This is a genomic window from Pseudoalteromonas obscura, from assembly GCF_030135505.1.
GTDB lineage: Bacteria > Pseudomonadota > Gammaproteobacteria > Enterobacterales > Alteromonadaceae > Pseudoalteromonas > Pseudoalteromonas obscura.
In genome coordinates, this window is record NZ_JASJUT010000002.1 from 499,813 (window position 1) to 525,442 (window position 25,630).

Consider the following 25,630-nt stretch of genomic DNA (forward strand, 5'->3'; position numbering starts at 1 on the left):
AAGCAAGGTTCACTTGAACATTGCTTCTTCAAGTTCAGCCCCCAATTAGCTGTTATTAACAGCAATACTTTGATTAAATTTTGCAATATCTCGGCGCTTCAAAAGGCTATAAAAGGCGGGTAGTACAATAAGCGTAAGTACAACAGCGCTTGTCATACCGCCGACTAAAGGCGCTGCAATACGACTCATCACTTCAGAACCCGTTCCAGTTCCATACAATATTGGCAGTAACCCAACGATAATGGTTGTAACCGTCATCATAACAGGCCTAACTCTCAATCCTGCACCATAAATAAGCGCATTCATATAGTCTGTATCTGAAATAACGGTGGCTGTATTTTGTGCTTTTTCTTTGAGCTCTTTGAGTGCTTGGTTGAGATAGACCAACATGATCACGCCTATTTCCACTGCAACGCCTGCCAGCGCAATGAATCCAACCCCAACAGCCACCGAGAAATTGAACCCTTCCCAATACATTAACCATACTCCACCAATCATGGCCATAGGCAGGGTTATCAGAATCAATATCACCTCACTTAGCGCTTTAAAATTCAAATAAAGTAAAATCACAATGATTGCGAGCGTGAGAGGCAATACGTATGAGAGCTTGGCTTTTGCTCTTTCCATATACTCATATTGACCAGCCCAAATAATCGAATAACCAGCTGGTAGCTCAAGCTCCGTCGATAAATGGGCCTTTGCATTTCGTACATACGTGCCGACATCAATTCCTTCAATATCAATATATGTCCACCCATTCAAACGCGCATTTTCACTTTTTATACTCGCAGGTCCGGTATCAATATAAACCTCAGCAACGTCACCTAATGTAATGTGTTTACCTGATGGCGTGATCACCGGTAACTTGGCGAGCTTTTCCGGTGAATCACGGAAATGTTGCGGATAGCGAATATTAATAGGATAACGCTCCTGCCCCTCGATAGTTTGTGTCACAACAGCGCCGCCAATCGCAGTCGATACCACTTGCTGAACATCAGCAATATTTAATCCAAAACGGCTAGCCTGCACTCGGGAAATATCTACTTTAATATATCGGCCACCAGCAACCCGCTCAGAGTACACAGACGCGGTTCCGACAACCACGGGTAAAATGCGTTCAATTTGCTGACCAATATCTTGAATGACCTCAAGATCTGGACCTGCGACTTTGATACCAACAGGGGTTTTAATTCCTGTTGCCAACATATCTATCCGCGTTTTTATCGGCATTACCCATGCATTCGTCAGCCCCGGAAATTTAACGAGGCTATCCAGTTCAGCTTGCAAGCTCTCAGTAGTCACGCCTTCACGCCATTGCGATTTAGGCTTCAATTGAATAAAGGTTTCAATCATAGTGAGCGGTGCCGGATCTGTTGCGGTTTCTGCACGTCCTACTTTGCCAAAGACATTCTCTACCTCAGGTACTGTGCGGATCAATTTGTCAGTTTGCTGCAATAACTCGCGCGCTTTACCAATCGATATTCCCGGGTAGGTCGTGGGCATGTACATTAAGTCGCCTTCATCAAGTGGTGGCATAAACTCGCTGCCGATTTTACTCACAGGATAAAAGCCCACAACAGACACCACAACCGCCAATAGAATGGTGCTTTTAGGAAATCGCATCACCTGCTTTAGTACGGGCATATACAGGGCAATTAACATGCGATTTAAAGGGTTCTTCTTTTCTGAAAGTACCTTACCGCGAATGAAGTACCCCATGAGCACAGGCACCAAGGTAATAGCCAACCCTGCCGATGCTGCCATAGCATACGTTTTAGTATAGGCAAGCGGTTCAAACATTCGCCCTTCCTGAGCTTCTAATATAAATACTGGCAAAAATGAAACGGTAATGATCAACAAACTAAAAAACAGTGCAGGGCCTACTTCTGACGCCGATTTGGTAACTATTTCCCAGCGGTTTTCATCGGTCAATGGCGTTCTTTCCATATGTTTATGCATATTTTCAATCATTACAATCGCGCCATCTGTCATAGCACCGATCGCAATTGCAATGCCGCCCAATGACATGATGTTGGCGTTTATCCCTTGAAAATGCATGATGATAAAAGACACCAGTATGCCAAGCGGCAATGAGATCACCGCCACAATAGACGACCTTAGATGGAATAAAAAAACCACGCAGATCACAGCCACGACGATTAACTCTTCTGTCAATTTTTGCCATAAGTTATCCACTGCCGCCTCAATTAGCTGAGAGCGATCGTAAACAGGCACTACTTTTACCCCCTCTGGTAAAGACCGCTTCAACGACTGTAGTTTTTCCTTAACACCCTCTATGGTCGCTTGTGCATTTTCTCCTGAGCGCATCACCACAATCCCGCCAACGACTTCGCCTTCACCGTTGAGCTCGGCAACACCTCGACGCATCTGCGGCCCCAAACGCACTTGTGCGACTTGCCCAATTGTCAGCGGAGTCCCTTTAATACTGACACCCAATGGGATTTGTTCAATATCTCTGAGAGAACCTATATACCCAGTAGCAGTCACCATATACTCGGCTTCCGCCATTTCAATTACTGAAGCTCCCGTTTCTTGGTTACCCTGTTTGAGTGCTATTTCAATTAAACTCAGTGGGATGTCATATGCTCTTAGTTTGTTTGGGTCAATTTCTACTTGATACTGCCTCACCATCCCACCTACTGTGGCGACTTCAGATACCCCGGAAACCGTCTGCAATTCATATTTTAAAAACCAATCTTGAATACTACGTAGCTGACTAAGATCGTGCTTTCCAGAACTATCGGTGAGTGCATACATATATATCCACCCAACCCCAGTGGCATCGGGACCAAGCTGTGGTTTTGCTGACTCAGGTAAACTTGCAGCTGCTTGGTTTAAGTACTCAAGAACTCGGCTTCGCGCCCAATAGAGGTCGGTGTCATCGTCAAAAATAATATAGACATAAGAATCGCCAAAAAAGGAAAATCCACGCACAGTTTTAGCGCCAGGAACCGACAGCATCGCAGTACTGAGCGGAAAAGTTACCTGATCTTGCACCACCTTCGGTGCCTGACCTGGATAACTGGTTTTGATAATCACTTGTACATCAGACAGATCAGGGATCGCATCAACAGGTGTATGTTTTAGCGAATAGATCCCACCAAATGTCAACACCAGTGTCATCAGCACCACCAACAAGCGATTGTTTACAGACCATTTAATAATTGATTCAATCACGCTCGGCTCCTATCAATGATGTGCATGGCTATCGTGCGCTTGCTCATCGTCAGCTGCCTGCATAGCAACAATGATTAAGTCATCTCGAACTTCAAAGGTGAATGAGATCTCATCACCTACTTTGAACTCTTTGAACTCCAATTCACCAGCCACCACAAAATCCATTGTCGCCGCAGGCCTTTTCCATTTATCAATGGCTTCTCGACTGATATTCAAAATGCGTCCTTTCTGATCTATATGATTAATCACCCCTTTAACTGTTGCTGTCGGAATCTTAGCTTGTGCCACTATATGAATACCTGTTACCTCGTATCCGCCAGCATCTTGTTCTGTAACTTCGAAATGCAATCGCTGACCAGACTTCAAAGTTTCTATCTCCACAGCTTTTGCAACATTAAAATTCATCGTCATGGTGGGCCAGTCCCATGCTTCAACTGGTTCATGGGTAATATTAACTTCACGATGCTGCACCATCACGCTATTTACTTCGCCCTGCATCCAAACAGATTTGGGGCGTTCCACAAATTGCATTCTTTTGAAATCAGACGTTTTACTAGATTCTGAGTCAATTAAAAATTGTGCAGAGGTAACCACCTCTTCGCCTTCTGTCAGCCCTGAGACTACCTCAATGGCAGTGTCATTAATTCTGCCAATCTCTACTTCAATGGATTTAAACTGACCGCCGCCTAGCGCCAATACAACTCGATTTTGGGCTCCTGTTCGGATCACTGCACTTGCCGGAACCGTTAAAACCTCGAGTATTGGATCAGCTTCAATGTCAACACGCGCAAACATATTTGGCTTGAGTATTAAACCTGGATTATCAAATTTGAGCCTAACCCTCAGTGTACGGTTTTGAGCGTCTAAGCTGGGATACACATAATCTACTTTGCCAAGCCAAGATTTGCCTGGTAAGTAATCTAACTCCATTGTAACTGGTAGCCCAGGTTTTATAACCGCAGCTTGGCGCTCAAATACTTCCGCTTCAACCCACACCTGATCCAACTTACCTATGCTCATCATGGTCGTGCCAGGCTGCACATAGTAACCTTCACGGATCTTAAGATTTTCAACTACGCCTGATTGCGGCGTATAAAATGTGACTGTTTGACGAACTTGTTTGGTCTTTATCAGCTGTTCGATGAAGTCCACGGACATTTTAAGTGCTCTAAGTCGCTTACGCGCTGCATCTATCAGCTGCTTATCTGATTGCTTCAACGCGACGAGCATCTCTTTTTGTGCATTCACTAATTCAGGAGAATATAAATCGTACAAAGCCTGTCCTTGCTCGACTTCATCACCTATCGCTTTAACGTATAAGTTATCTACCCAACCATCTACGCGCGGATGGATGTGCACCAACTTGTGTTCATCATACTGAACATAGCCCACTGTACTTATTGAGGCTTGCAGTGAGCCCCGTTTCACAGTCGCCGTTCTCACCCCTAAGTTATTAACCATATGGGAAGCTATTTTTACTACGCCAGGACCAAACTCATCTTGTCCTTGAGGTTCGTCATAAACCGGCACAAGGTCCATGCCCATGGGTGATTTTCCAGGTTGGTCACGACGATAATTTGCGTCCATCGGTGCCACCCAATAAAGCGGCTTTTTCTCGCCTTCCGGTGTTGCTTCTTTATCACTGAGCGGTTGTCCCTCCATAAATAACAAGGCCGATAGGCCGCCTATTGCAATCCCAATTAAAGCCGTACAAAGGGTTTTTATTGCAGAAGACATCATCGTACTCCCCCTAAACCTTTGTTATTTAAACTCGGTTGCTGATTGAGAATTGGCATGTATTGCTCATAGATAACGGCCATTAGAACTGCTCCTCATATTCAGTCACGGTGGCAAATACCTTACTGCTGCCATCTTTCATTAGTATCAACACTTGATATGGGTTAAAACGCTTCCCTACTTCCATGCCCGGAGAACCAAGCGGCATAGCCGGAACAGACAACCCAATGGCATTTTCTATCGGATTAGATAAGAATTGTTTAATAAACTTTGCAGGGATATGCCCTTCAAAAACATAACCATTATCGCTCACCCCTGTATGGCAAGATTGATAACGGGCTTGGATCCCCAACTTGCGCTTAACCTCGCTTAAATTAGGTAAATCATATATTTGGTGAGAGATGTTAAATTGAGTTAAATGTGCTAACCACTTCGTACAACAGCCACATGTCGGGGTTTTGTATACTTTTAACATCGGATGCTCGACGCTTTGTGTTGCGCTTACTGGACTTTGAAAGCCAAAAATAACTGAAAGGCATAGCACAAGTGCTACAAATTTAAATTTATACATGCTGGAACTCATTTTTAGTTGTGATCTATAGCCGCCGACACATATTGCCAAAACTTAAACCCAATGCTGTCACAGCACAGGCTAATAAGCAGACATGAAGACGGCCAATTTTTATACAGAATATTTAGGGCGCAATAACCCTAGGATCACACCAAAATGGGTGGTTTATATACGGAGTTGATAAATTGGTTAGGTGAACCGACATAGCCAGAAACAGGTTTGTCTGTTGCTAAATTGATTGTAGAAAAGATATTCGCTTCACTGATAAAAAGAGAAAACGGCGCACACAAACTGGTAGGGCAAGTACAATCGGTCTTGCAACAATCCATATCACTGTGTGTTGCCATAGAAGTATCATGGTGCATACCGCTACTGTGGTCATGTGACTGCGATATACTCTGGTGAACATCATGCATGGCCACTGTTATAGAAGCCATCGGCATATCGTGATCACATATCATCTTTGCCTGCACCAATGGCTGAAACACAAACATCAAAAACACTGCCACAACTAATACCAGTTGCACAGGGTTATATACTGTTTTTGATAATTTGCGATCACTCACAAGTCTGATACCTTTGATTTTTGTAGTACTACTATAACGCTAAATCGACAAAGAATAAAACACTGTCTAGCTAAGTGAGTAATTTACTCACTTAGCTAGACCATAAGCATGTAATTAAGCAGCTTTAACTGCTTCTCGGCGATGCGCCCAAATCATCAGGCCTAGGCCGCCAATTATCATTGGCAACGACAATATTTGCCCTTGTGAGATAATACCAGCGTGTAACCCAATATGGGCATCTGGTTGACGGAAGTATTCAATTGCAAACCTAAATACGCCGTAGCCCAATAAGAATAGTCCTGCAATACTACCTGCTGGACGCGGCTGTTTGCGATACCAAACAAGAATCAAGAATAAGACCAACCCTTCAAAAAACGCTTCGTACAATTGGGAGGGGTGCCTTGGAACATTACCGCCCGAAGGGAAAATTACCGCCCAAGGTACATCCGTTTGCCGTCCCCACAATTCACCGTTAATAAAATTACCGATCCTGCCAGCTAGTAACCCCACAGGAACCATAGGCACCACAAAATCTCCCACAGCCAAAGGGGACTTATTAGTTCGCCATGCAAAAATAAAAATCGCGGTGATGACACCAAGTGCACCGCCGTGGAATGACATTCCTCCTTCCCATACTTTAAATAGCATCAGCGGATCTGATAAAAAGGAAGAGAAGTTGTAAAATAGCACGTAGCCAATACGGCCACCTAAAATGACCCCTAACATGCCATAAAATAGCAAGTCACTGACCTGCTCTCTCGTCCAGCCCGAGTTGGGTTTATCAGCTTCTTTATTTGCCCACCACATCGCAAATGCAAAACCAATTAAGTACATAAGGCCGTACCAACGGACACTTAGTGGACCGACTGAAAATATAATCGGATCAATTTCCGGAAACTGCAAAGCCATCGCTTTCCCTCAATAAAATAACATTTTGCCTGCAATCACGATGAGTATGAATGCAAACACCTTTTTAATTGTTGCTACTGGTAAATAATGTGTGGCTTTAGCACCCAATGGTGCAGTAAACCAAGAAGTCAGTACAATACCAAATAAAGCCGGTAAGTAAATATATCCCAAAAAGCCTTGTTGCAAAGTTAACTTTTCGCTACCCGCAACGATATAACCAATACTGCCAAACAAAGCAATCACAATACCACTCACCGCAGCACACCCTATGGCTTTTCTCATATCTATAGAAAAATAGTTAAGCAATGGTACTACAAGCACCCCACCCCCAATGCCAATCATGGCTGAGAGCGCGCCCATAATACTGGTTATGCCAGTAATCGTCGCACCGCTGGGTAAATTTCGAGTGACGTTTTGTTCAACATTACGGCTTGAAATCACCATTTTTGCAGCGATTAAAATCACACACAGTAAAAATACCCATTTGATGATCAAAGCAGGGATTAAGGTGGTAAAAAAGCCACTTAAAAGCGCACCTATCGCGACACCACTCACTACCCAAGGTGCTATAGCCCAAGGCACATTGCCATTTCGGTGATGTGCAATTGCGGAAGACGTTGAAGTAAATAATATTGAAGCTAATGAGGTCGCAATTGCCACTACGATGACTTGCTCAGTGGGTAATATTGAAAAACTGATCAATATTGCCGATAGGACCGGAACAATAATGAGGCCACCACCAATACCAAGCAACCCAGCTAAAAAACCGACCACACAACCGAGTAACGCACAGCTTAAAACCAACGGTGCGTTAATAGACATAATGATGTTCATTATGATGCTCTTTGTTATTGTTGTGCCCTATGTTAACGCATCTGCGGTGAGCCTGCACACCTATTCGCTTGATTCAAAAATAGCGCTCTTTAACTATACACTAAACGCGACTCACTCAGCTCACGACCCATTCCATGAAAAAGCCGATTTTAGAATCTAAGCGTTTTTTGTTCCTGATTGCGTATAGATGATTTCGCTTAAGCCCTGAGCAATAATAAACTCTCGTAAATAACGGTGCACTTGAATCGCACTTGATGCGCTCAAGCATTGCTCAAGTAAGGATTCCATGTCCGTCACCTTGAGTCTTCTAAGCACCCATTTTACTTTATTCAACGCCGAAATATTCATACTCAACCTGCGATAGCCCATAGCCACGAGTAAAATCGCGCCTTCAGGCTCCGAGCCCAACTCTCCGCATAAACTAAAAGGTAGCTCCAGAGCTTGGCAATCTGTGGCAATGCGATTTAGCGCCCTTAATACGCTAGGGTGATAAGGCTCAAACAGCTTGGCAACACGTGAATTGGCTCTATCTACAGCCAACAAATACTGCGTTAGGTCATTGCTACCCACAGAGCAAAAATCGACTTTTTCCGCCCACTCTGGTAGCAAAAAGATACTTGAAGGCACTTCTATCATAACCCCAATTTCAGGTTTATCTATCTGATAAAACTGATCTGCCCACTCCTCTTGCAGTTCAAAATAAGCTTGTTCAAGCAGAGCCAGTGCCTCATCCACTTCTTCCGTATGACCTATCATGGGCAGCATAATTCGCAAGTTACCGAGCCCTGCATTCGCCTTGATCATCGCTTTTAGCTGGTCGAGAAAAAGTTCTGGGTGATCCAGTGTGACTCTTATGCCGCGCCAGCCCAAAAATGGGTTTTCTTCTTCAATGTCAAAATAATCTAAGACTTTGTCTCCGCCGATATCCAAAGTACGCATAACAACGGGCTCAGGGTGATACAGAGACAACACTTCTCGGTAACACTGCTCCTGCTCTGCTTGAGATGGGAATTGTCCCCGTTGCATAAACCAAGACTCGGTACGATATAAACCGACACCGTCACTGTATTTTGCGCTCATATGCTCTGAAGAAAGGTCTAGCCCCGCATTTAATAATAAACTGATGCGCTCTCCATCTAGGGTAATGGGCGGCAAATCATGTTCCGCATCAAACTTATCATGCAGTTGGCTTTCTTTTTGCCGAAGTGCCTCATATTCTTGAGTCAGTACTTTAGATGGAGAAACATATATTCTCCCTGCATAAGCATCAAGAATGATGGGTTTATCTTCAAACTGGAGGAGTGGGATATTTTCAATCCCCCAAATTGCGGGGATCCCCATTGCACGAGTTAATATTGAAGCATGAGAATTCGCTGAGCCATGAACACTGATCACCCCTACCAACTTGTCTTTAGGCACATGCGCTAACATGGCTGGTGTGAGTGTCTCCGCGACTAAAATGGTCTGCTCATGATATGATTTTGTTATCGACTCAGTACTAACCAAATGATGTAATACCCTTAAACCCAAATCCTTTACATCCACAGCTCGTTCTTTGATATAAGGATCTTGCATGGCCTCAAATTGAGTTACCAGATCTTCAATTACATGTTTAAGCGCAGATTTCGCATCCCAGCCTAACTCAAGCTCTTTGCTTACTTGCTGACCTAGACTACGTGCATCTAAAAGCTGTTGATATACCTCAAAGACAGCTAGTGCCTCTTTGGGTAGAGATAACGATAGGCGATTAGCAAGCACGTGAAATTCATGTCTAGTCGCATCCACAGCTTGTTTAAATAACTTTTTTTGTTCACTCAGATTGGTATTTTTTGTTGACTCGATACTGGAAAAATCCAGTTTAGGTAACACTACATACGCTTTACCAAGTGCAATTCCTGGGGTGCTGGCTACACCTTTTAGCACTGATGTTTTGTGATTGGTCGCATCTTGTTTTAATAGTGTTTGCAGTTCAACATGGGCCAGTTGAGACGCCAACTGGGCAGACAATGTGATTAAAAATGATTCCTCGTCGTTACTGAATTCACGTGTGTTTCTTTGCTGTACGACAATCACACCGAGTACTTTTCGCTGGTGGACCACTGGCACAGATAAGAAGGCGTTAAAGCCTTCTTCTTGAACTTCTGGAGAGTGTTTGAATCGAGGATGCACCTGCGCCTGAGCGATGTTAATTGTTTCTTCGCGCTGTGCGACTAGGCCAACTAAACCTTCAGTAAATCCAATCCTGAATTGACCAACAGCTTCGGGGTTTAAGCCATCACTGGCCATAAGAACAAAATTGTCTTGGCTATAATCAGCAAAGTAAATTGAGCAGCAATCCGTCTGCATGGCCTGCTTTACCATCACAACGAAAAGGTTTAGAGCGTCACCTAAGTTATCTTGTTGAGAAACTGACTGCGCAATTGACCTTAACGTTGCTAGCACTTTGACATCCTACCTATCGTCTTCGCCAATGATCTTTATGGCTATGTTCTTTGCGATTGAACGGCATCGCAAATGGAGCAAATTCTTTCATAACCCTACGATACACATCCCTTTTGAATGAAACGACTTGCCTTACCGGGTACCAGTAACTTACCCACCGCCAATCATCGAATTCGGGATGGTGAGTTCTCAGTAGGTCAACTTCTTCGTCTTTACACCTAAGTTTGAGTAAAAACCATTTTTGCTTTTGCCCTATGCATACGGGGCTTGAATCCTTACGAATTAACCTTTTTGGTAGCTTGTATCTGAGCCAGTGTTTAGAGCTGGCTACAATTTCGACATCTTCAGGCCTTAACCCCACTTCCTCGTGAAGCTCACGATACATAGTTTGCTCAGGGGTTTCACCTTCATCAACCCCCCCTTGGGGAAACTGCCAAGAGTGCTGACCATAGCGCCTTGCCCAAAATACTTGCCCTTGGTTATTACATATTACAATTCCCACATTGGCACGAAATCCTTCGGCATCAATCACCTTAGCGCCTCATTCTTATGTCTATTTTATTTGATTGTTCCATATATAGCTGGCATCAGCAAATATTATTCCCGCTTTTACTCAAGTTACTCACAGCTTGTGCATAACTCAGAACTAACAAGCGCATTTTACAAACAAATCCACAGTTCCATAGCCAAAAAGCTAACTTCTCCACAGAAACTGTGGATAATGTTGTTCATATATCTGTATTTATCCAAATTATCATAGATTCGCAGTCATCCAAACCTTATAGAAAACCAATAAAGAGCATAAATATCATAAACTTAAACTATTCACACCCCATTTAAAACTGTTCAAAATAACACCAAACAAATTCAGTTCAAAAAACAACCAACCCAACTTAATCCACAACCCCCTTATATTTTGATAAAATTTCCTCACATCTATATAAGGTAAGTAAAGCAATGCTAAAACCCGCTCCACCAACTAGTATTTCTGAATTATTGCAGCGTGTTGAGACGATCGCCGGGTTAACTCTGGGTGAGCTAGCCGCTCAGTATCACTTTAAAAGTCCGGATGATTTGCTACGAGAAAAAGGCTGGCCTGGGCAGCTATTAGAATATGTATTGGGCGCCAGTGCAGGCTCCAAGCCTGTACCTGACTTTGAGCATATCGGCATAGAGCTCAAAACCTTACCGCTAAGTTATACCGGCAAACCCCTTGAAACGACCTATGTGTCTGTTGTACCACTGACCAACCTGACGGGATTGACATGGCAAAGCTCTAGCGTTAAGAAAAAGCTCAACCATGTACTTTGGCTTCCAATCTTAGCTGAACGTGATATTCCGCCGATTAATAGAACTATTGGAACTGGATTTTTATGGCAGCCGGACTCGCTCCAAGAAGCACAATTGAGACGAGACTGGGAAGAACAGATTGAATTAATTGCCGTAGGTCGAGTAAATGAAATTTCTGGGCACCTTGGGGAAGTCATGCAGATCAGACCTAAGGCAGCTAACAGCAAAGTATTAACCGATGCTATAGGGCCTGAAGGCGGGTTGATAAAAACCTTGCCCCGAGGATTTTATTTGAAGACGCAATTTACCCAAAACATACTGAAGAATCACTTCTCGTGCTAATAGTGGCCATCATCAATTCGCATTAGCTGATCACGGCCACTGCTGTGTAAAGGTTTTTATCCTTTGATTATTCTAAAGTGGTACAAGCCTTTACTTTCTAAGTTGGTCCAACTACCACTTGGACATTCGCCATTGTTATTGTTAAACCAAAAAGTAACTGTCTGTTGAGTGGTCAACGCAACTAACATTTGACTATGCAATGCCTGACAAAAAGTATTCTCGCCCTGAGAAGTTTTTAAAGAACACAGAGAGCCATTTGACACTTTCAAAGGAGTGCTGCCTGTTCCTGCAAAGCTCGCATATAAGCGAGTATTCTTATCTAATTGCAAGTCTGTCACTTTACCGCTACACCAAGATTTGCTTGCTGAGGCACCAAAGCTGGCTGCAACGCCCAACACACCGACTAAAACTGAGAGAGCTTTTTTATTCATGGGTTTAAATTCCTTGTATTAATTATAATTTATAGTCTTCATGCGAATTGTACCTATAAGGGCAATTAATTTTAACCCTTTAAATACAATTATTTATGAAACTTTAAATAAAATATAAATCTAATTGACTGATGTTTTTTACTTGGAAGCTTACGTGGAGAGCGTTTAAGTTTAGATATGACGGAAATATTGATCGTTATAGCGCTTTCGATGGATATAAAAAAGCCACGAACACAGCTCAGTCGTGGCTTATCTTTTTAAAAGCAATTAGTAAGTCTACTGACCTTTGATCTCTGAACGACCATTGTAAACAGCTTTGTCGCCTAAAGCCTCTTCAATACGTAGAAGCTGGTTGTATTTAGCAACACGGTCTGAACGACATAGAGAACCAGTTTTGATTTGGCCTGCCGCTGTACCAACTGCTAAATCAGCAATTGTCGCGTCTTCGGTCTCGCCTGAGCGGTGAGAGATAACCGCAGTGAAACCTGCATCTTGCGCCATCTTAATTGCATCAAGAGTCTCAGAAAGAGAACCAATTTGGTTAAATTTAATCAAGATTGAGTTACCGATCTTCTCATCGATACCACGCTTTAAGATTTTCGTGTTAGTTACGAATAAGTCGTCACCAACAAGCTGTACTTTTTCACCAATTTTGTCTGTTAGGATTTTCCAACCATCCCAGTCGCTCTCGTCTAGGCCGTCTTCAATAGACACAATTGGGTAACGTGCTGCAAGATCAGCTAAGAAATCAGCAAAACCTTCTGAGTCGAACGCCTTACCTTCACCACTTAGGTCATACTTGCCATCTTTGTAGAACTCAGAAGATGCACAATCAAGAGCCAGCGTCACGTCTTTGTTCATTTCATAACCAGCTGCTGCGACTGCTTCAACGATTACTTCTAACGCTTCTTCGTTTGACTTAAGATCAGGAGCAAAGCCGCCTTCATCACCAACAGCTGTATTCAAACCACGAGCACTCAATACTTTTTTCAGGCTATGGAAGATTTCAGCCCCCATACGTAATGCTTCACGGAAGCTTGAAGCACCAACAGGCTGAACCATAAACTCTTGAATATCAACATTGTTGTCAGCATGCTCACCACCGTTGATGATGTTCATCATAGGTACTGGCATTGAGAACTGACCTGCTGTGCCATTAATGTCTGCAATGTGCTCATACAATGCAACACCTTTCTCTTGTGCAGCAGCTTTAGCTGTTGCTAGAGATACAGCTAAGATTGCGTTTGCACCTAGCTTTTCTTTGTTTTCAGTACCATCTAGGTCAAGCATGATTTGGTCAACAGCACGTTGCTCTAGCGCATTTTGGCCTTCTAGCGCTTGTGCAATTTCTTTATTTACAAAGTTTACTGCTGTAAGTACACCTTTACCCAAGTAACGAGACTTATCACCATCACGTAATTCAAGTGCTTCGCGAGTTCCTGTTGATGCACCTGATGGTGCACACGCGCGGCCCCAAGCACCCGAGTCTAAATGAACATCGGCTTCAACGGTTGGGTTACCACGTGAGTCCATAACTTCACGGCCAATCACTTTTACGATTTTTGACATCTTGATTCCTCTTTTCCCAAAGTGGTGAGTGTTTTTATTTCTGCTTAATTCGCATTGCTATGCAACCGTATTTGTGTGTTTCAGTCGCATAGCAATACCTAAGGTATTTAAACAAAAAAGCCGTGCACTCGTGCACGGCTTTTTCTCTTAAGAGTTTTCTTTTTGGTAGCTGAATGCTGCACCAACAAACCCTTCAAACAATGGGTGTCCATCGCGAGGAGTCGAGGTAAACTCAGGGTGGAACTGAGCAGCAATAAACCAAGGGTGATCTTTATTTTCAATGATCTCCACCAGCTTTTTATCTTCAGATAAACCAGTGAATGCCAACCCTGCTTGCTCTAGTTTCTCAACAAAGTTGTTGTTCACTTCGTAGCGATGGCGGTGGCGCTCTGTGATTTCTGCACTACCATATACTTCACGTACTTTGGACCCTTCAGCTAAATGACATAGTTGAGCACCCAAACGCATTGTCCCGCCAAGATCTGAATCTTCAGTGCGAGTTTCAACATTGCCATCTGCATCTAGCCATTCAGTGATCAAACCAACGACTGGGCTTGGCGTGTTCACATCAAACTCAGTAGAGTTTGCATTTTCAAGGCCAGCAACATTACGCGCATATTCAATCAACGCTACTTGCATACCAAGACAAATGCCTAAATAAGGGACCTTATTTTCACGGGCATATTTAGCAGCAAGGATCTTGCCTTCAACGCCACGATTACCAAATCCGCCAGGAACTAGTATTGCATCAAGGTGATCTAGTCTCTCAGTACCTTTGCTTTCGATATCTTGAGAGTCAACATATTCGATATTCACTGTTACACGGTTTTTCAAACCTGCGTGCTTAAGGGCTTCGTTAACTGATTTGTATGCATCAGGAAGCTCAATATACTTACCAACCATACCGATTGTTACTTCACCAGTCGGATTAGACTCTTGATAAAGCACTTGTTCCCACTCAGATAAATCAGCTTCAGGGCACTCAAGGTAGAAACGACGACAAACTAGGTTATCTAGTTCCTGAGACTTTAACAACGCAGGGATCTTGTAGATGCTATCAACATCTTGAAGCGAGATTACTGCTTTTTCTTCTACGTTAGTGAAGAGTGCAATTTTCGCTCTTTCGTTTGCAGGCAACTTACAGTTAGAACGACAGACAAGAATATCTGGCTGAATACCAATTGAGCGTAACTCTTTAACTGAGTGCTGAGTTGGTTTAGTTTTTACTTCACCAGCAGCACCAAGGAAAGGCACTAATGTTAGGTGCATAAATAATGCGTGCTCACGACCAAGCTCAGTACCAAGTTGACGGATCGCTTCAAGGAATGGCTGTGACTCAATATCACCAACCGTACCACCGATCTCTACGATCGCGATATCATGCCCTTCTGCACCTTCAATTACTCGGCGCTTAATGTCATTGGTAATATGTGGGATAACTTGGATCGTTGCGCCCAAGTACTCGCCTTTACGCTCACGACGTAAAACGTCTTCAAATACACGACCTTGCGTAAAGTTGTTACGGCTAGTCATTTTGGTGCGAATAAAGCGCTCATAGTGACCAAGGTCTAGGTCAGTTTCCGCCCCGTCTTCGGTTACGAAAACTTCACCATGCTGAATAGGGCTCATTGTGCCCGGGTCAACATTGATATAAGGATCCAGCTTAAGAATAGTCACGTTAAGGCCACGTGCCTCTAAAATCGCAGCTAATGAAGCAGCTGCAATACCTTTACCCAAGGAGGAAACAACTCCGCCCGTTACGAAGATAAATTTTGTACTCATGCGAACCCTAGAATATCAAGGAAAATGGAATTTAAATAAGAATCAAGACGGGGCAATAGTATAGCAAAAGCGTGATTAGCAATCCAGCAAAAATTGTCTACTCAAACACCGAGATTACTTTGCGCGCTTTTTTATGCGCTCCCAAGCATCGTCCATTTGCTCTAAGCTAGCTTCTTCCAAGGTGAGGTTTTGTTTAGCTAAAACCCCTTCTATTTGGATGAATCGATTACTAAATTTTCTTGTGGCCTGACGCAATAGCTGCTCTGGGTCTCGTTTCGCATGGCGAATGACATTCACTGTTGCAAAGAGCAAATCGCCAAGTTCTTCCGCGCTATGCTCTGAGTACGGATCCTTTGCCATGGCCTCCTTTACTTCATCCACTTCTTCTTCAACTTTATCCAGTGCACCATGATAATCTGGCCAGTCAAACCTCAAAGAAGCTGCGCGCTTTTGAATTTTTTTAGCTCTTGTCAATGCTGGAAGCCCTTGGATCACATCATCACCGAATGCTGCTTTTTCTTTGCGTTCGGATTGTTTAATTGCCTCCCACTGAGCATCCAACTCTTGCTCTGTCAAAGATGTTTTTTTGTCGAACACATGGGGGTGACGGCGCACAAGCTTTTCATTAAGTCCTGCAACAATGGACTCGAAGTCAAACAGGCCAGCCTCTTTGCCTAGCTGTGCATAAAAAATGACTTGAAACAACAGATCTCCAAGTTCATCTTTGAGTGCAGTATAATCTCGCTGCTCTATGGCATCAGCCACTTCATGCGCTTCTTCTAGGGTGTGAGGAACAATCGAGTTAAAATCTTGTTGTTTATCCCAATCGCAACCTCTTTCGGGGTCGCGTAAAGTTGCCATGATCTCTACAAGACGCTGTACATTCTCACTCATTCATTGTCCTTAGTGCTGGCGCTTAGCTTCAAACACGCCTTCGGTTTGAAGTAGTTTAGTCAGTAAACGGTTGGTTGCGGATAAGTCGCCGACTTCAATTTTCATTGTAAAAACTGCAACCCCTTTTTCATGTTGAGTTTGCACATTCATATTGAGCACATTGACTTTTTCGTTCGCTAAAACCGCACTAATATCTCGGATAAGCCCCTGCCTATCATTGGCCTCTATTCGAATGGTGATTTCATAGAATGATTGCACATCTTCAGACCAACTGACTGCAATTTCGCGCTCCGGATGCAGCTCCGTTATGTGCGCAAAAGAGTCACAATCGGCGCGATGTACCGCAATACCTCGACCCTGCGTGATATAACCAACAATGGCGTCACCCGGTACAGGCTGACAACACTTTGCAACGTGACTGAGCAAGCTGCCCACACCTTCGACTACAATGCCGTTTTTATCGCCTTTGTGCTTTTTACGGGTACTTAGCTTTAATTTAGGCTCAGATTCTGGCTTATCTTGAATAAAGTTTAAAAACTGATTGATACGTACGTCACCCGCACCAATCGCCACCATCAAGTCGTCCAACTCTTTAAAGTTAAAACGTTCAATGGCAGGCTCTAATTCTTTGTAACTGATATCCAGCTTTTGTAGGTGACTATCAAGAATTTCCTTACCTGCTTGTAGGTTTTTATCTCTGTCTTGCTGTTTAAACCAGTGATGAATTTTACTGCGTGCACGAGAAGAATATATATACCCCAAAGAAGGATTAAGCCAATCACGACTCGGTGATGGGTTTTTCTGGGTTAATATCTCAATTTGATCCCCAGTGGAAAGCTTGTAAGTAAAAGGCACTATTTTACCAAATACTTTCGCCCCGATGCAGCGATGCCCTACATTAGAGTGTATGTAATAGGCGAAATCTAGCGGAGTGGACCCCAGCGGTAGATCAAAAATATCGCCACGCGGCGTGAAAACATAAACCCGGTCTTCAACAACTTGGTTCTTTAACTCTTCAGCAAATTCACTGCCATCAACAACTTCCTCTTGCCACTGCAATAATTTTCTTAGCCAACTTATCTTTTGCTCATAGCCGGAGCCACGACCTGGCAACGCACCTTCTTTATACATCCAGTGTGCAGCCACCCCCATTTCAGCATCTTTGTGCATATCGTGGGTACGGATCTGAATTTCGACTGTTTTACCTTCAGGGCCAAAAACAACGGTGTGAATTGACTGATAACCGTTTGGTTTCGGGGTCGCAACATAGTCGTCAAACTCTTTATTGAGATGACGCCAGTTAGTATGTACGATGCCTAATGCAGCATAACAATCCTGCAATTGCTCTACCACTATACGCATAGCGCGTATATCGAATAGCTGTTCAAACTCGTAATTTTTTTGCGACATCTTTTTGTAAATACTGTAGATGTGCTTAGGACGACCATAAACTTCTGCCGTGACATTCGCATCTGCTAACTTTTGTTGCACCGCAGCAACCATGTCACTCATATATGCTTCACGAGCAAGGCGTTTGTCGGCCAATTTTTTGGCAATTTTTTTATAACTTTCTGGGTGTAGATAACGAAAGGAAAGATCCTCAAGTTCCCACTTAAGTTGACCAATGCCTAAACGGTTTGCAAGCGGCGCGAAAATATTCGCTGTGGTCTTAGCCGCCACGACGCGCTCTTCTTCTGAAGCATCTTTTACGCTACGTAAATAGCAGATCTGCTCTGCCAACTTGATCACAACAGCACGCACATCTTCTACCATTGCAAGCAACATGCGGCGAATTTTGTCTATTTGGACATTGCCTTTGCTTTGATGCGCCAAGGTGCTTATTGAAGCCATTTGCTCCACACCTTTTAATAGCAGCGCGATATTCTCGCCCAATGACTTTTCGATCGCTTCAATATCTAATTGCTGCGCAAGAAAATAGGGAGTTAGAAACGCGCCAGCAAGGGATTCTGAGTCAAAATTCAGCTCAGCCAAAATCTCAACCATTTCAATGGCTTTTTCCAGCAGTTCCCCATCGGCTTCCGCGGGGCATAAAGCATATGCTTCATTGAGTCGATCAGTTTTTTCTTCAGACAAATTTAACAGCGCCAAACGCGCGTCAAAATCAGCCGGAAGTGTTGCGTGGTGAGATTGGCGAGTCGCTACCATTATTGACTACCTCCTTTGGAACAACGCCATTGTTTCAATATGCCCAGTATGAGGGAACATATCCATCAGTGCGACTTTGCTAACAGTAAACCCAGCGGCCAAAATCAGCGCACTGTCTCTTGCTAAGGTAACCGGATCACATGACACGTATAAAATCTTGTTGAATTGCTTCAGTGGCATTTGTTTGAGGACATCATAAGCCCCCGTTCGTGACGGGTCTAACACTAAAGTATCTAACTCCTTGCTAAACCACTCTGCTGTTGCCATATCTTGGGTCAAATCAAACTGGAAAAACTGCGCATTGTCGATATCGTTAGTGTGCGCATTTTGCGTAGCCATTGCAACAGAAGAAGCAACCCCTTCGACACCAATAACTTTCTTTGCTTGTTTTGCAAACAATAAGGAAAAATTACCTATGCCACAAAACAGATCAAGCACCTGCTCATTTCCCGATAACGCAAGCCAAGTCAATGCCTGATGTAACATCGCTTCGTTAACTGCTGAATTTACTTGGATAAAGTTATCCAACTTAAATTCAAATTGAGTGCCACCAACTGTATATTGAGGTAATAATGCATAAGACACTTCAGCATTTCCGTCATCCCATAAGACTTGCCAACCTTTTTTATCAAACTCGTCGGTGACGATGTGCTTGACAGTACAATCAATAGCTTTTGTGTGACGGAACAACACAAAAGGCGCGTTATCAGCCTCGCATAATTGAATATGGCTAATGCTACGAAGCTGAGGGTGACGATTAAGTATGTCTCTTAAGCCGATAAAAATAGATTGATACACCGTCGTCAGAACACCACATTCGGCGATATCGACGAGTTTTTTTGATTTTGATGCTCGAAATCCAAGCTTGAGCACTTTCTCTTTTTTGTCAAAGTACGTCGCTATTCGCGCTGCACGTCGATAGTGCGAGCCATCACTGGATATAGGTAAGCACCATGGTAACTCACTCGTACCTGAAAATTTGGCAAACAGTTTGCCAACCGCAAGCTGCTTGTGTACTAACTGCGCAGACTTCTCCAAATGTTGCAGTGAACAGCCGCCACATGCTTGATAGTGTGGACAGAATGGAATTACACGCTGATCACTTGGTTTAACAACTTTTGCAACACTGCCCTCAAATAGTTTGGCTTTTTGCTGGTTAATACGCACTTTAACTTGCTCACTGGGTAAAGCCCCTTCAATAAATCCCACTTTGCCATTATGCTTTGCTACGCCTCGCCCTTGATGATCAAGTGATTCAATTGACACTTCAATGACCTGACCTTTCACTGATGCTTTTTTAGCACGAAAAATTTGTGCCATGTACCGCCCCTTATACATTGCTAAACACCAATGAACTCGCTAATCTAGAGTTCATAATTATCAAAGTTTTATATCGCTCAATATGTCTAAATTAAGCTTACGCGATAGCGTTTTATTGCTTACCCTGATCCCGACGGTGTTAATCGGCTTAATACTTGGTGGATATTTTACTATAAATCGCTACGTAGAGCTTGAACAAATCTTGAAACAGCAAGGCACCAGCATCGCTAACTCGCTGGCAATGACAGTAGAGCACCCGCTCAACACAAAAGATAAAGCCAAATTGCACAGCATCATTACTAAAGCGCACAATCAACATGCATCTTTGGTCAACAGTATTGCGGTCTTTGATTTACACAACCAGCTCATTATGACCAGCAATTACCATAGTGAATTTAACGATTTGCACTATCGCGGTAATGTCGCTGCCCTGCATGCAACCGAAGCACAAAAACTGCGCAATAATTTTGTTATCTTTTCGCCTGTAAAGGATTATGGCACTGGCGCTACATGGCAAGATGCCCATGCCCAAACCATCGCCGTTTTAATGGTTGAAATAAGCCAAGACCAAGCCATTATTGGCCAGCAAAAAGCATTGCTTTTAAGCGGCACCATTATTCTTGCCGCACTTTTATTGAGTGTCTTTTTGTCCACTCGCTTAAGTCGTATGTTCTCTACTCCACTCTCCCAGCTGCAGTTAGCAACAGACAAACTTATTGAAGGAAAAACGGATATTGGCGTCAATCAGCAAATGCAAGGGGAGTTTGACATGATGCGTCAAGGCCTTATCACCATCAGTGAAAAGATGGTCGGCCAAAGAGATGAAATGCAAAAGCACATAGATCAGGCCACCAGTGACTATAGAGAAACCCTTGAGCAATATGAAACACAAAATATCCAATTGAATATTGCGAAAAAAGAAGCGCAGGTCGCGAACCGAGTAAAGTCAGACTTCTTAGCCAAAATGAGTCACGAGTTGCGCACCCCGCTCAACGGGGTAATAGGCTTTACTCGTCAATTGTATAAAACACCTTTAAATAAACACCAAAAAGATTATTTAGACACTATTGAGCTATCAGCAAACAGCCTACTTACCATCATTAGCGATATATTAGACTTCTCAAAACTCGAAGCGGGCGCTATGGAACTTGAAAATATTCAGTTCCAACTTAGAGACGCAGTCAACGAAGTAATGACACTGCTCGCACCCAGTGCATATGAAAAACAATTAGAGCTGTCAATTGCCGTTAATCGACAAGTACCTGACAATTTGGTCGGCGATCCGACGCGCTTTAAACAGGTACTTATCAACTTGATCAGCAATGCAATTAAATTCACGGAGAAGGGATCGGTCAAAGTAGACATTAGCCATCGTCTAAAGGGTGACTCACAGACATCTCTATTGGTTTCAGTCAGTGATACCGGCCTCGGTATTGCACAAGAAAAACAAGACACGCTATTTACGCCATTTGCTCAAGCTGACACAAGCATAACCCGAAAATTTGGTGGTACCGGACTTGGATTAATTATTACCAAGCATATCGTGGAGGTTATGCAAGGTAGGATCACATTAAACTCGGCACTTGGCAGTGGTTCCTGTTTTACTTTTAACGCTATCTTTAACTTGCCGAGCCGCTTATTCAATGACGACCTCCCCTGCAAGCCTCTTGAGAATAAGCGAGTTTTATACTTTGAACCACAAGAACACACGCGCAACGCTGTGATCGCCCAAATTGAAAGTTGGCATATGCAAGTCACTGTGTGTGACAGTGACGAAGCCTTTTTCAATGCACTTTCACAAGAGTTCAGTTACGACATTTGTCTGGTTGGCAATATGGCAACCGTCGACGATATGCAAACGGTAAAAAGCTACATAAATCATGCCAGAGAAAAAGCCGACTACTTGTATCTTATGGTCAATACAATCTCTCACAACATGCGAGAGTCGCTTATTGGTAGTGGTGCTGATGCATGTATCAGCAAACCGCTTCACCACCGAAAACTCTGCGAGATGTTGGCTGCACCGTACCGGTTAGACCACCCTGATTTATCGATTGAAACCAACAACGCGACACATTTACCACTCAAAGTGCTTATTGCGGATGACAACGATGCTAATTTAAAACTGCTCTATACGCTGCTTGAAGAGCAAGTTGAAACCATTGAAACTGCTCACAATGGTGCGCAAGCAGTCGGGCTGTGTAAAACCCATAAATACGATTTAATATTTATGGATATTCAGATGCCAATCATGGATGGGATCACGGCGTGTATAAGCATTAAAGAATCTTCTATGAATGATGATACGCCCATCATCGCCGTCACTGCGCATGCCCTTGCAGGCGAAAAAGAGCAACTGGTAAAGGATGGATTTAGTGGTTACATGACTAAACCCATTGATGAGGATATGCTGAAACAAATCATATGTGACCACAGTGCAGCATCTCCTGTCGAACGAGAACAAAAAGAGGAACAACTGGTAAGCAGCGTTGCACCTTTTGAAAGCCACTTACTGGATTGGAACCTTGCGTTGCAACGCTCTGGTAATAAGCCGCACCTCGCGCTGGAAATGTTAAATATGCTACTGCAAAGTGTTCCTGAAACCATTGAACACCTCAATGAAGCCAGTGAACAGGCGGATCCAGAGTTGCTCTTAAAAGTCATCCACAAGTTCCACGGCGCATGCTGCTATACCGGAGTACCCAAACTAAAAGCGTTAGCTGAAACCATCGAAACGGCACTTAAACAAGATAAAGGCTTCGATTACGTAGAGCCTGAGGTTTTAGATCTGATAGATGAGCTGACCAACTTGAATGATGACGCTGAAATCACGGCAACTTCCAGTTTGTAATATAAGGTGCATTTTCACCGAAACGGGCTCAGATCTCGCTTGAAACTGACAATAAAAAAGGCGCCCTAGGCGCCCTTAACATTCCGAAATAAAACAATTACAGTGCAGCAAATACTTCGTCAGTTTTTGCAGCACAGATAAAGTCATTTTTGTGAAGACCCTTGATAGAATGGCTCCACCAAGTCACTGTCACTTTACCCCACTCGGTTAACAAACCAGGGTGATGACCTTCTTCTTCGGCCATATCACCCACTTTATTTGTAAACTCAAGCGCAAGCTTAAAGTTTTTAAACTTATACACTCTTTCTAACTGCATGATCCCATCACGTACTTCAGGTACCCAATCAGGGATCTGCTTGATCAATACTGCTAACTCTTCATCTGACACTTTAGGCGCATCCGCACGACACGCTTCACAATTTTGTGCACTTAAATCAGACATGGGTGGTTCCTTAACTTGCTAATTTATTTTTAGGTGGAAATTTTGGCTCAAACAGCCCAAGCTCTTTTGCTCTTTGTACTAAAGACATAATGTCCATTTGAGAAATATCAAATAGATCATCTATCGAACTAATTGTGTAGTACAAGGGCTGCATGATATCAATGCGATATGGCGTTCGAAGTACATCTTGTACTTCAAGTTTGTTAATTTCAGGCTTATCTGAATACACGTACTGGGTTTCACCAGGACTAGATAGGATCCCGCCGCCGTAGATACGCAAACCATTGTCAGTTTGCATTAGACCAAACTCAACGGTAAACCAGTATAAGCGAGCTAGGTAGACACGATCTTTCTTCTCTGCGGCATAACCTAACTGACCATACTTGTGTGTAAACTCTGCAAATGCAGGGTTCGTTAACATTGCACAGTGGCCGAATATTTCATGGAAAATATCAGGCTCTTGAAGGTAATCAAACTCCTCACGTGAACGAATAAACGTGGCTACAGGAAATTGTTTGTTGGCAAGCAATCTGAAGAACTCGTCAAAATCGATCAGCGCGGGAACAGGAGCTACTTGCCAACCAGTCTCCCTTTCAAGCACAGCATTGATCTCGTGCAACTGAGGAATGCGATCATGGGGTAGATTGATTTTCTCCAATCCTTCCATATATTCATCACATGCTTTACCTTCAATACACTTTAGCTGTCTTGCAACTAACTCAGACCAGATTTTATTTTCTTCGTCACTCCACTCAATAACGCCTTGCTCATTAGGCTGCTTGGAAGTGTATTTACTAGATTTAGCCATAGTAACCTTCTTTATTTTGATCCCCATTTCTCATGATGGAGCGTTCAAACCTGTTATTTCGATACTATGTAAAAGTGAGCAAAATATTAATAGGCAGGCCTGAAATGGCCTACCTCAAGAACCTCAATTTCGTAAACTATAAACTACAAAATTGAACACAAAATAATACACCCTTTAATTGCGGCGCATACAGAGCAATCTAATGTAAATATTTATATACATAAAAATGCATTATCTAGATCCGCGATGATATCATCTGCGGATTCCAGACCTACCGAAATGCGGATCAGCCCATCTGAAATGCCCGCAGCTAAGCGCTCTTCTTGTGTATAAGGTGAGTGTGTCATCGAAGCAGGGTGTTGAATTAACGTCTCAGGATCACCTAGGCTCACAGCTAAAGTACACAGAGCCGTAGCATTGATAAATGCTTCACCATCAGCGAGCGTACCTTTTATCTCAAATGCAATCACCCCTCCTGCACCTTGCATTTGTTCGCCAAGATAGTGATGACCAGGGTGCGATGCCAATCCTGGGTAATAAACCTTTTCAACTTTAGGGTGGCGCTCTAAAAATTCAGCAACTCTTTGAGCACTCTCACAATGCCGAGCCATTCGAATATGCAGCGTTTTTAGGCCACGGTTTATCAACCAAGCATCATGCGGACTGATCGTCGCTCCAATGTCTTTCAAAACAGTTAATTTTACTGTCTCAATATGCTCTTTGCTGCCACACACAATACCAGCAACAACATCGCCATGACCATTTAGATACTTGGTCGCGCTGTGAATAACAATATCAATACCAAAACGCTTGGGTTTTTGTAGCAATGGGGTCATAAAGGTATTGTCAATCACACTCAATAGATTGTGCTTATTGGCAAACTCCCCGAGCATTGCCAAATCCAATACCGTCATATTTGGGTTTATAGGTGTTTCCGCAAATAACATTTTACTGTTTGGTTGTACTGCTCGCTCTAGGGCTTCTCTGTCCGTCATATCAACAAAACTTACTTCGATGCCAAACTTCGGCAGCATATGTGCAAATAAAGCAAAACTACACCCATATAGTGCACTTGAAGCAATCAAATGATCGCCTTGTTGAAGAAAGCTCAATACTGAAGCAGAAACCGCTCCCATGCCTGTTGCTGTTGCAGCCGCATCTTCCATTTCCTCTAACTGCGCCAGCTTTTCTTCCAATTCTCGGGTCGTTGGATTACCAAGCCGCGTATATATAAAGCCAGCTTCTTCACCAGCGAACCGAGCAGCGCCCTGTGCAGCATTCTCAAATTTAAAAGTGGAACTTTGATATAACGGTGCCGTTAGTGCACCATGCGGGTCATCAAAGTGGTTTGGACCGTGAATACAATTAGTGTGATCGTGTAACTTCTTCATTGCTTGCCTGTTGTTATTATTCAAACTGTTTATATCTTATGTAATTAGATATTCCATGATGGATAAATGTACAAGCATGCTGGAAGT

Annotated in this window: 19 protein-coding genes; 2 read left to right on the forward strand and 17 right to left on the reverse strand. The window is 43.3% G+C overall.

The genetic code is table 11. From position 1 onward, the window contains the following. Positions 1 to 45: 45 nt before the first annotated feature. From QNM18_RS06415 to rppH, 8 genes are all read right to left on the reverse strand, one after another. Positions 46 to 3,198 (reverse strand): efflux RND transporter permease subunit, encoded by a 3,153-nt coding sequence (locus QNM18_RS06415; RefSeq protein ID WP_284136696.1) that lies wholly within the window; start codon positions 3,196 to 3,198, stop codon positions 46 to 48. 12 nt (positions 3,199 to 3,210) lie between these two features. Beyond that, a complete protein-coding gene (locus tag QNM18_RS06420) occupies positions 3,211 to 4,935 on the reverse strand; it encodes an efflux RND transporter periplasmic adaptor subunit (protein ID WP_417714793.1) in 1,725 nt (574 codons plus the stop codon). A gap of 82 nt (positions 4,936 to 5,017) precedes the next feature. After that, entirely contained in the window at positions 5,018 to 5,506 is a 489-nt protein-coding gene (locus tag QNM18_RS06425) for a DUF411 domain-containing protein (RefSeq protein WP_284136698.1), read from the reverse strand. 146 nt (positions 5,507 to 5,652) lie between these two features. Next, on the reverse strand, positions 5,653 to 6,072 hold the full coding sequence (locus QNM18_RS06430) for a hypothetical protein (RefSeq protein WP_211009806.1): 420 nt from the start codon (positions 6,070 to 6,072) through the stop codon (positions 5,653 to 5,655). 114 nt (positions 6,073 to 6,186) lie between these two features. Further along, a complete protein-coding gene (gene lgt / locus QNM18_RS06435; protein ID WP_023397134.1) occupies positions 6,187 to 6,981 on the reverse strand; it encodes a prolipoprotein diacylglyceryl transferase in 795 nt (264 codons plus the stop codon). Between the two features lie 9 nt (positions 6,982 to 6,990). Then, on the reverse strand, positions 6,991 to 7,815 hold the full coding sequence (locus tag QNM18_RS06440) for a sulfite exporter TauE/SafE family protein (protein WP_247687285.1): 825 nt from the start codon (positions 7,813 to 7,815) through the stop codon (positions 6,991 to 6,993). Between the two features lie 156 nt (positions 7,816 to 7,971). Beyond that, complete coding sequence (gene ptsP, locus QNM18_RS06445; RefSeq protein ID WP_284136699.1) at positions 7,972 to 10,257, reverse strand: phosphoenolpyruvate--protein phosphotransferase; 2,286 nt, start codon at positions 10,255 to 10,257, stop codon at positions 7,972 to 7,974. Positions 10,258 to 10,270: 13 nt separating this feature from the next. Continuing rightward, on the reverse strand, positions 10,271 to 10,789 hold the full coding sequence (gene rppH / locus QNM18_RS06450) for an RNA pyrophosphohydrolase (RefSeq protein ID WP_023397137.1): 519 nt from the start codon (positions 10,787 to 10,789) through the stop codon (positions 10,271 to 10,273). A gap of 425 nt (positions 10,790 to 11,214) precedes the next feature. Here rppH and mutH point away from each other — a divergent pair, with 425 nt between their 5' ends. Then, positions 11,215 to 11,889 (forward strand): DNA mismatch repair endonuclease MutH, encoded by a 675-nt coding sequence (gene mutH, locus QNM18_RS06455; RefSeq protein WP_211009808.1) that lies wholly within the window; start codon positions 11,215 to 11,217, stop codon positions 11,887 to 11,889. A 56-nt stretch (positions 11,890 to 11,945) separates the two neighbouring features. Here mutH and QNM18_RS06460 read toward each other — a convergent pair whose 3' ends face one another. The 6 genes from QNM18_RS06460 to rlmD all read right to left on the reverse strand — a co-directional run bounded on the left by QNM18_RS06460 (position 11,946) and on the right by rlmD (position 20,051). Further along, on the reverse strand, positions 11,946 to 12,320 hold the full coding sequence (locus QNM18_RS06460) for a hypothetical protein (protein WP_211009809.1): 375 nt from the start codon (positions 12,318 to 12,320) through the stop codon (positions 11,946 to 11,948). A gap of 276 nt (positions 12,321 to 12,596) precedes the next feature. Then, the gene (gene eno / locus QNM18_RS06465) at positions 12,597 to 13,889 is read right to left on the reverse strand and encodes a phosphopyruvate hydratase (RefSeq protein ID WP_023397140.1); all 1,293 of its coding nucleotides are present in this window, start codon (positions 13,887 to 13,889) and stop codon (positions 12,597 to 12,599) included. A 147-nt stretch (positions 13,890 to 14,036) separates the two neighbouring features. Next, positions 14,037 to 15,671 carry a CTP synthase gene (locus QNM18_RS06470; protein ID WP_211009810.1) on the reverse strand — a complete coding sequence of 545 codons (1,635 nt, stop codon included), beginning with the start codon at positions 15,669 to 15,671 and terminating at the stop codon, positions 14,037 to 14,039. 114 nt (positions 15,672 to 15,785) lie between these two features. Further along, on the reverse strand, positions 15,786 to 16,565 hold the full coding sequence (gene mazG, locus QNM18_RS06475) for a nucleoside triphosphate pyrophosphohydrolase (RefSeq protein WP_284136700.1): 780 nt from the start codon (positions 16,563 to 16,565) through the stop codon (positions 15,786 to 15,788). Between the two features lie 9 nt (positions 16,566 to 16,574). Beyond that, positions 16,575 to 18,731: a GTP diphosphokinase gene (gene relA / locus QNM18_RS06480; protein WP_284136701.1), complete on the reverse strand. Its 2,157-nt coding sequence runs from the start codon at positions 18,729 to 18,731 to the stop codon at positions 16,575 to 16,577. A 6-nt stretch (positions 18,732 to 18,737) separates the two neighbouring features. Continuing rightward, positions 18,738 to 20,051 carry a 23S rRNA (uracil(1939)-C(5))-methyltransferase RlmD gene (rlmD, locus tag QNM18_RS06485; RefSeq protein ID WP_284136702.1) on the reverse strand — a complete coding sequence of 438 codons (1,314 nt, stop codon included), beginning with the start codon at positions 20,049 to 20,051 and terminating at the stop codon, positions 18,738 to 18,740. Between the two features lie 82 nt (positions 20,052 to 20,133). Here rlmD and barA point away from each other — a divergent pair, with 82 nt between their 5' ends. After that, positions 20,134 to 22,902, forward strand: coding sequence for a two-component sensor histidine kinase BarA (gene barA / locus QNM18_RS06490; protein WP_211009814.1), 2,769 nt, complete (start codon positions 20,134 to 20,136; stop codon positions 22,900 to 22,902). A gap of 97 nt (positions 22,903 to 22,999) precedes the next feature. Here barA and QNM18_RS06495 read toward each other — a convergent pair whose 3' ends face one another. The 3 genes from QNM18_RS06495 to QNM18_RS06505 all read right to left on the reverse strand — a co-directional run bounded on the left by QNM18_RS06495 (position 23,000) and on the right by QNM18_RS06505 (position 25,543). Next, positions 23,000 to 23,344: a 4a-hydroxytetrahydrobiopterin dehydratase gene (locus QNM18_RS06495; RefSeq protein WP_211009815.1), complete on the reverse strand. Its 345-nt coding sequence runs from the start codon at positions 23,342 to 23,344 to the stop codon at positions 23,000 to 23,002. Positions 23,345 to 23,354: 10 nt separating this feature from the next. Beyond that, a complete protein-coding gene (phhA, locus tag QNM18_RS06500) occupies positions 23,355 to 24,152 on the reverse strand; it encodes a phenylalanine 4-monooxygenase (protein ID WP_211009816.1) in 798 nt (265 codons plus the stop codon). Between the two features lie 212 nt (positions 24,153 to 24,364). Beyond that, entirely contained in the window at positions 24,365 to 25,543 is a 1,179-nt protein-coding gene (locus tag QNM18_RS06505; protein WP_211009817.1) for a trans-sulfuration enzyme family protein, read from the reverse strand. Positions 25,544 to 25,630 lie beyond the last annotated feature (87 nt).

Bases quoted from the DNA above. Each gene is read 5' to 3' on its own strand.
- QNM18_RS06425 (WP_284136698.1), bottom strand. From the start codon at position 5,506: ATGTATAAATTTAAATTTGTAGCACTTGTGCTATGCCTTTCAGTTATT.
- phhA (WP_211009816.1), bottom strand. From the start codon at position 24,152: ATGGCTAAATCTAGTAAATACACTTCCAAGCAGCCTAATGAGCAAGGC.
- QNM18_RS06440 (WP_247687285.1), bottom strand. From the start codon at position 7,815: ATGAACATCATTATGTCTATTAACGCACCGTTGGTTTTAAGCTGTGCG.
- rlmD (WP_284136702.1), bottom strand. From the start codon at position 20,051: ATGGCACAAATTTTTCGTGCTAAAAAAGCATCAGTGAAAGGTCAGGTC.
- lgt (WP_023397134.1), bottom strand. From the start codon at position 6,981: ATGGCTTTGCAGTTTCCGGAAATTGATCCGATTATATTTTCAGTCGGT.
- mutH (WP_211009808.1), top strand. From the start codon at position 11,215: ATGCTAAAACCCGCTCCACCAACTAGTATTTCTGAATTATTGCAGCGT.
- QNM18_RS06460 (WP_211009809.1), bottom strand. From the start codon at position 12,320: ATGAATAAAAAAGCTCTCTCAGTTTTAGTCGGTGTGTTGGGCGTTGCA.
- QNM18_RS06470 (WP_211009810.1), bottom strand. From the start codon at position 15,671: ATGAGTACAAAATTTATCTTCGTAACGGGCGGAGTTGTTTCCTCCTTG.
- QNM18_RS06505 (WP_211009817.1), bottom strand. From the start codon at position 25,543: ATGAAGAAGTTACACGATCACACTAATTGTATTCACGGTCCAAACCAC.
- eno (WP_023397140.1), bottom strand. From the start codon at position 13,889: ATGTCAAAAATCGTAAAAGTGATTGGCCGTGAAGTTATGGACTCACGT.
- QNM18_RS06420 (WP_417714793.1), bottom strand. From the start codon at position 4,935: ATGTCTTCTGCAATAAAAACCCTTTGTACGGCTTTAATTGGGATTGCA.
- barA (WP_211009814.1), top strand. From the start codon at position 20,134: ATGTCTAAATTAAGCTTACGCGATAGCGTTTTATTGCTTACCCTGATC.
- mazG (WP_284136700.1), bottom strand. From the start codon at position 16,565: ATGAGTGAGAATGTACAGCGTCTTGTAGAGATCATGGCAACTTTACGC.
- relA (WP_284136701.1), bottom strand. From the start codon at position 18,731: ATGGTAGCGACTCGCCAATCTCACCACGCAACACTTCCGGCTGATTTT.
- QNM18_RS06495 (WP_211009815.1), bottom strand. From the start codon at position 23,344: ATGTCTGATTTAAGTGCACAAAATTGTGAAGCGTGTCGTGCGGATGCG.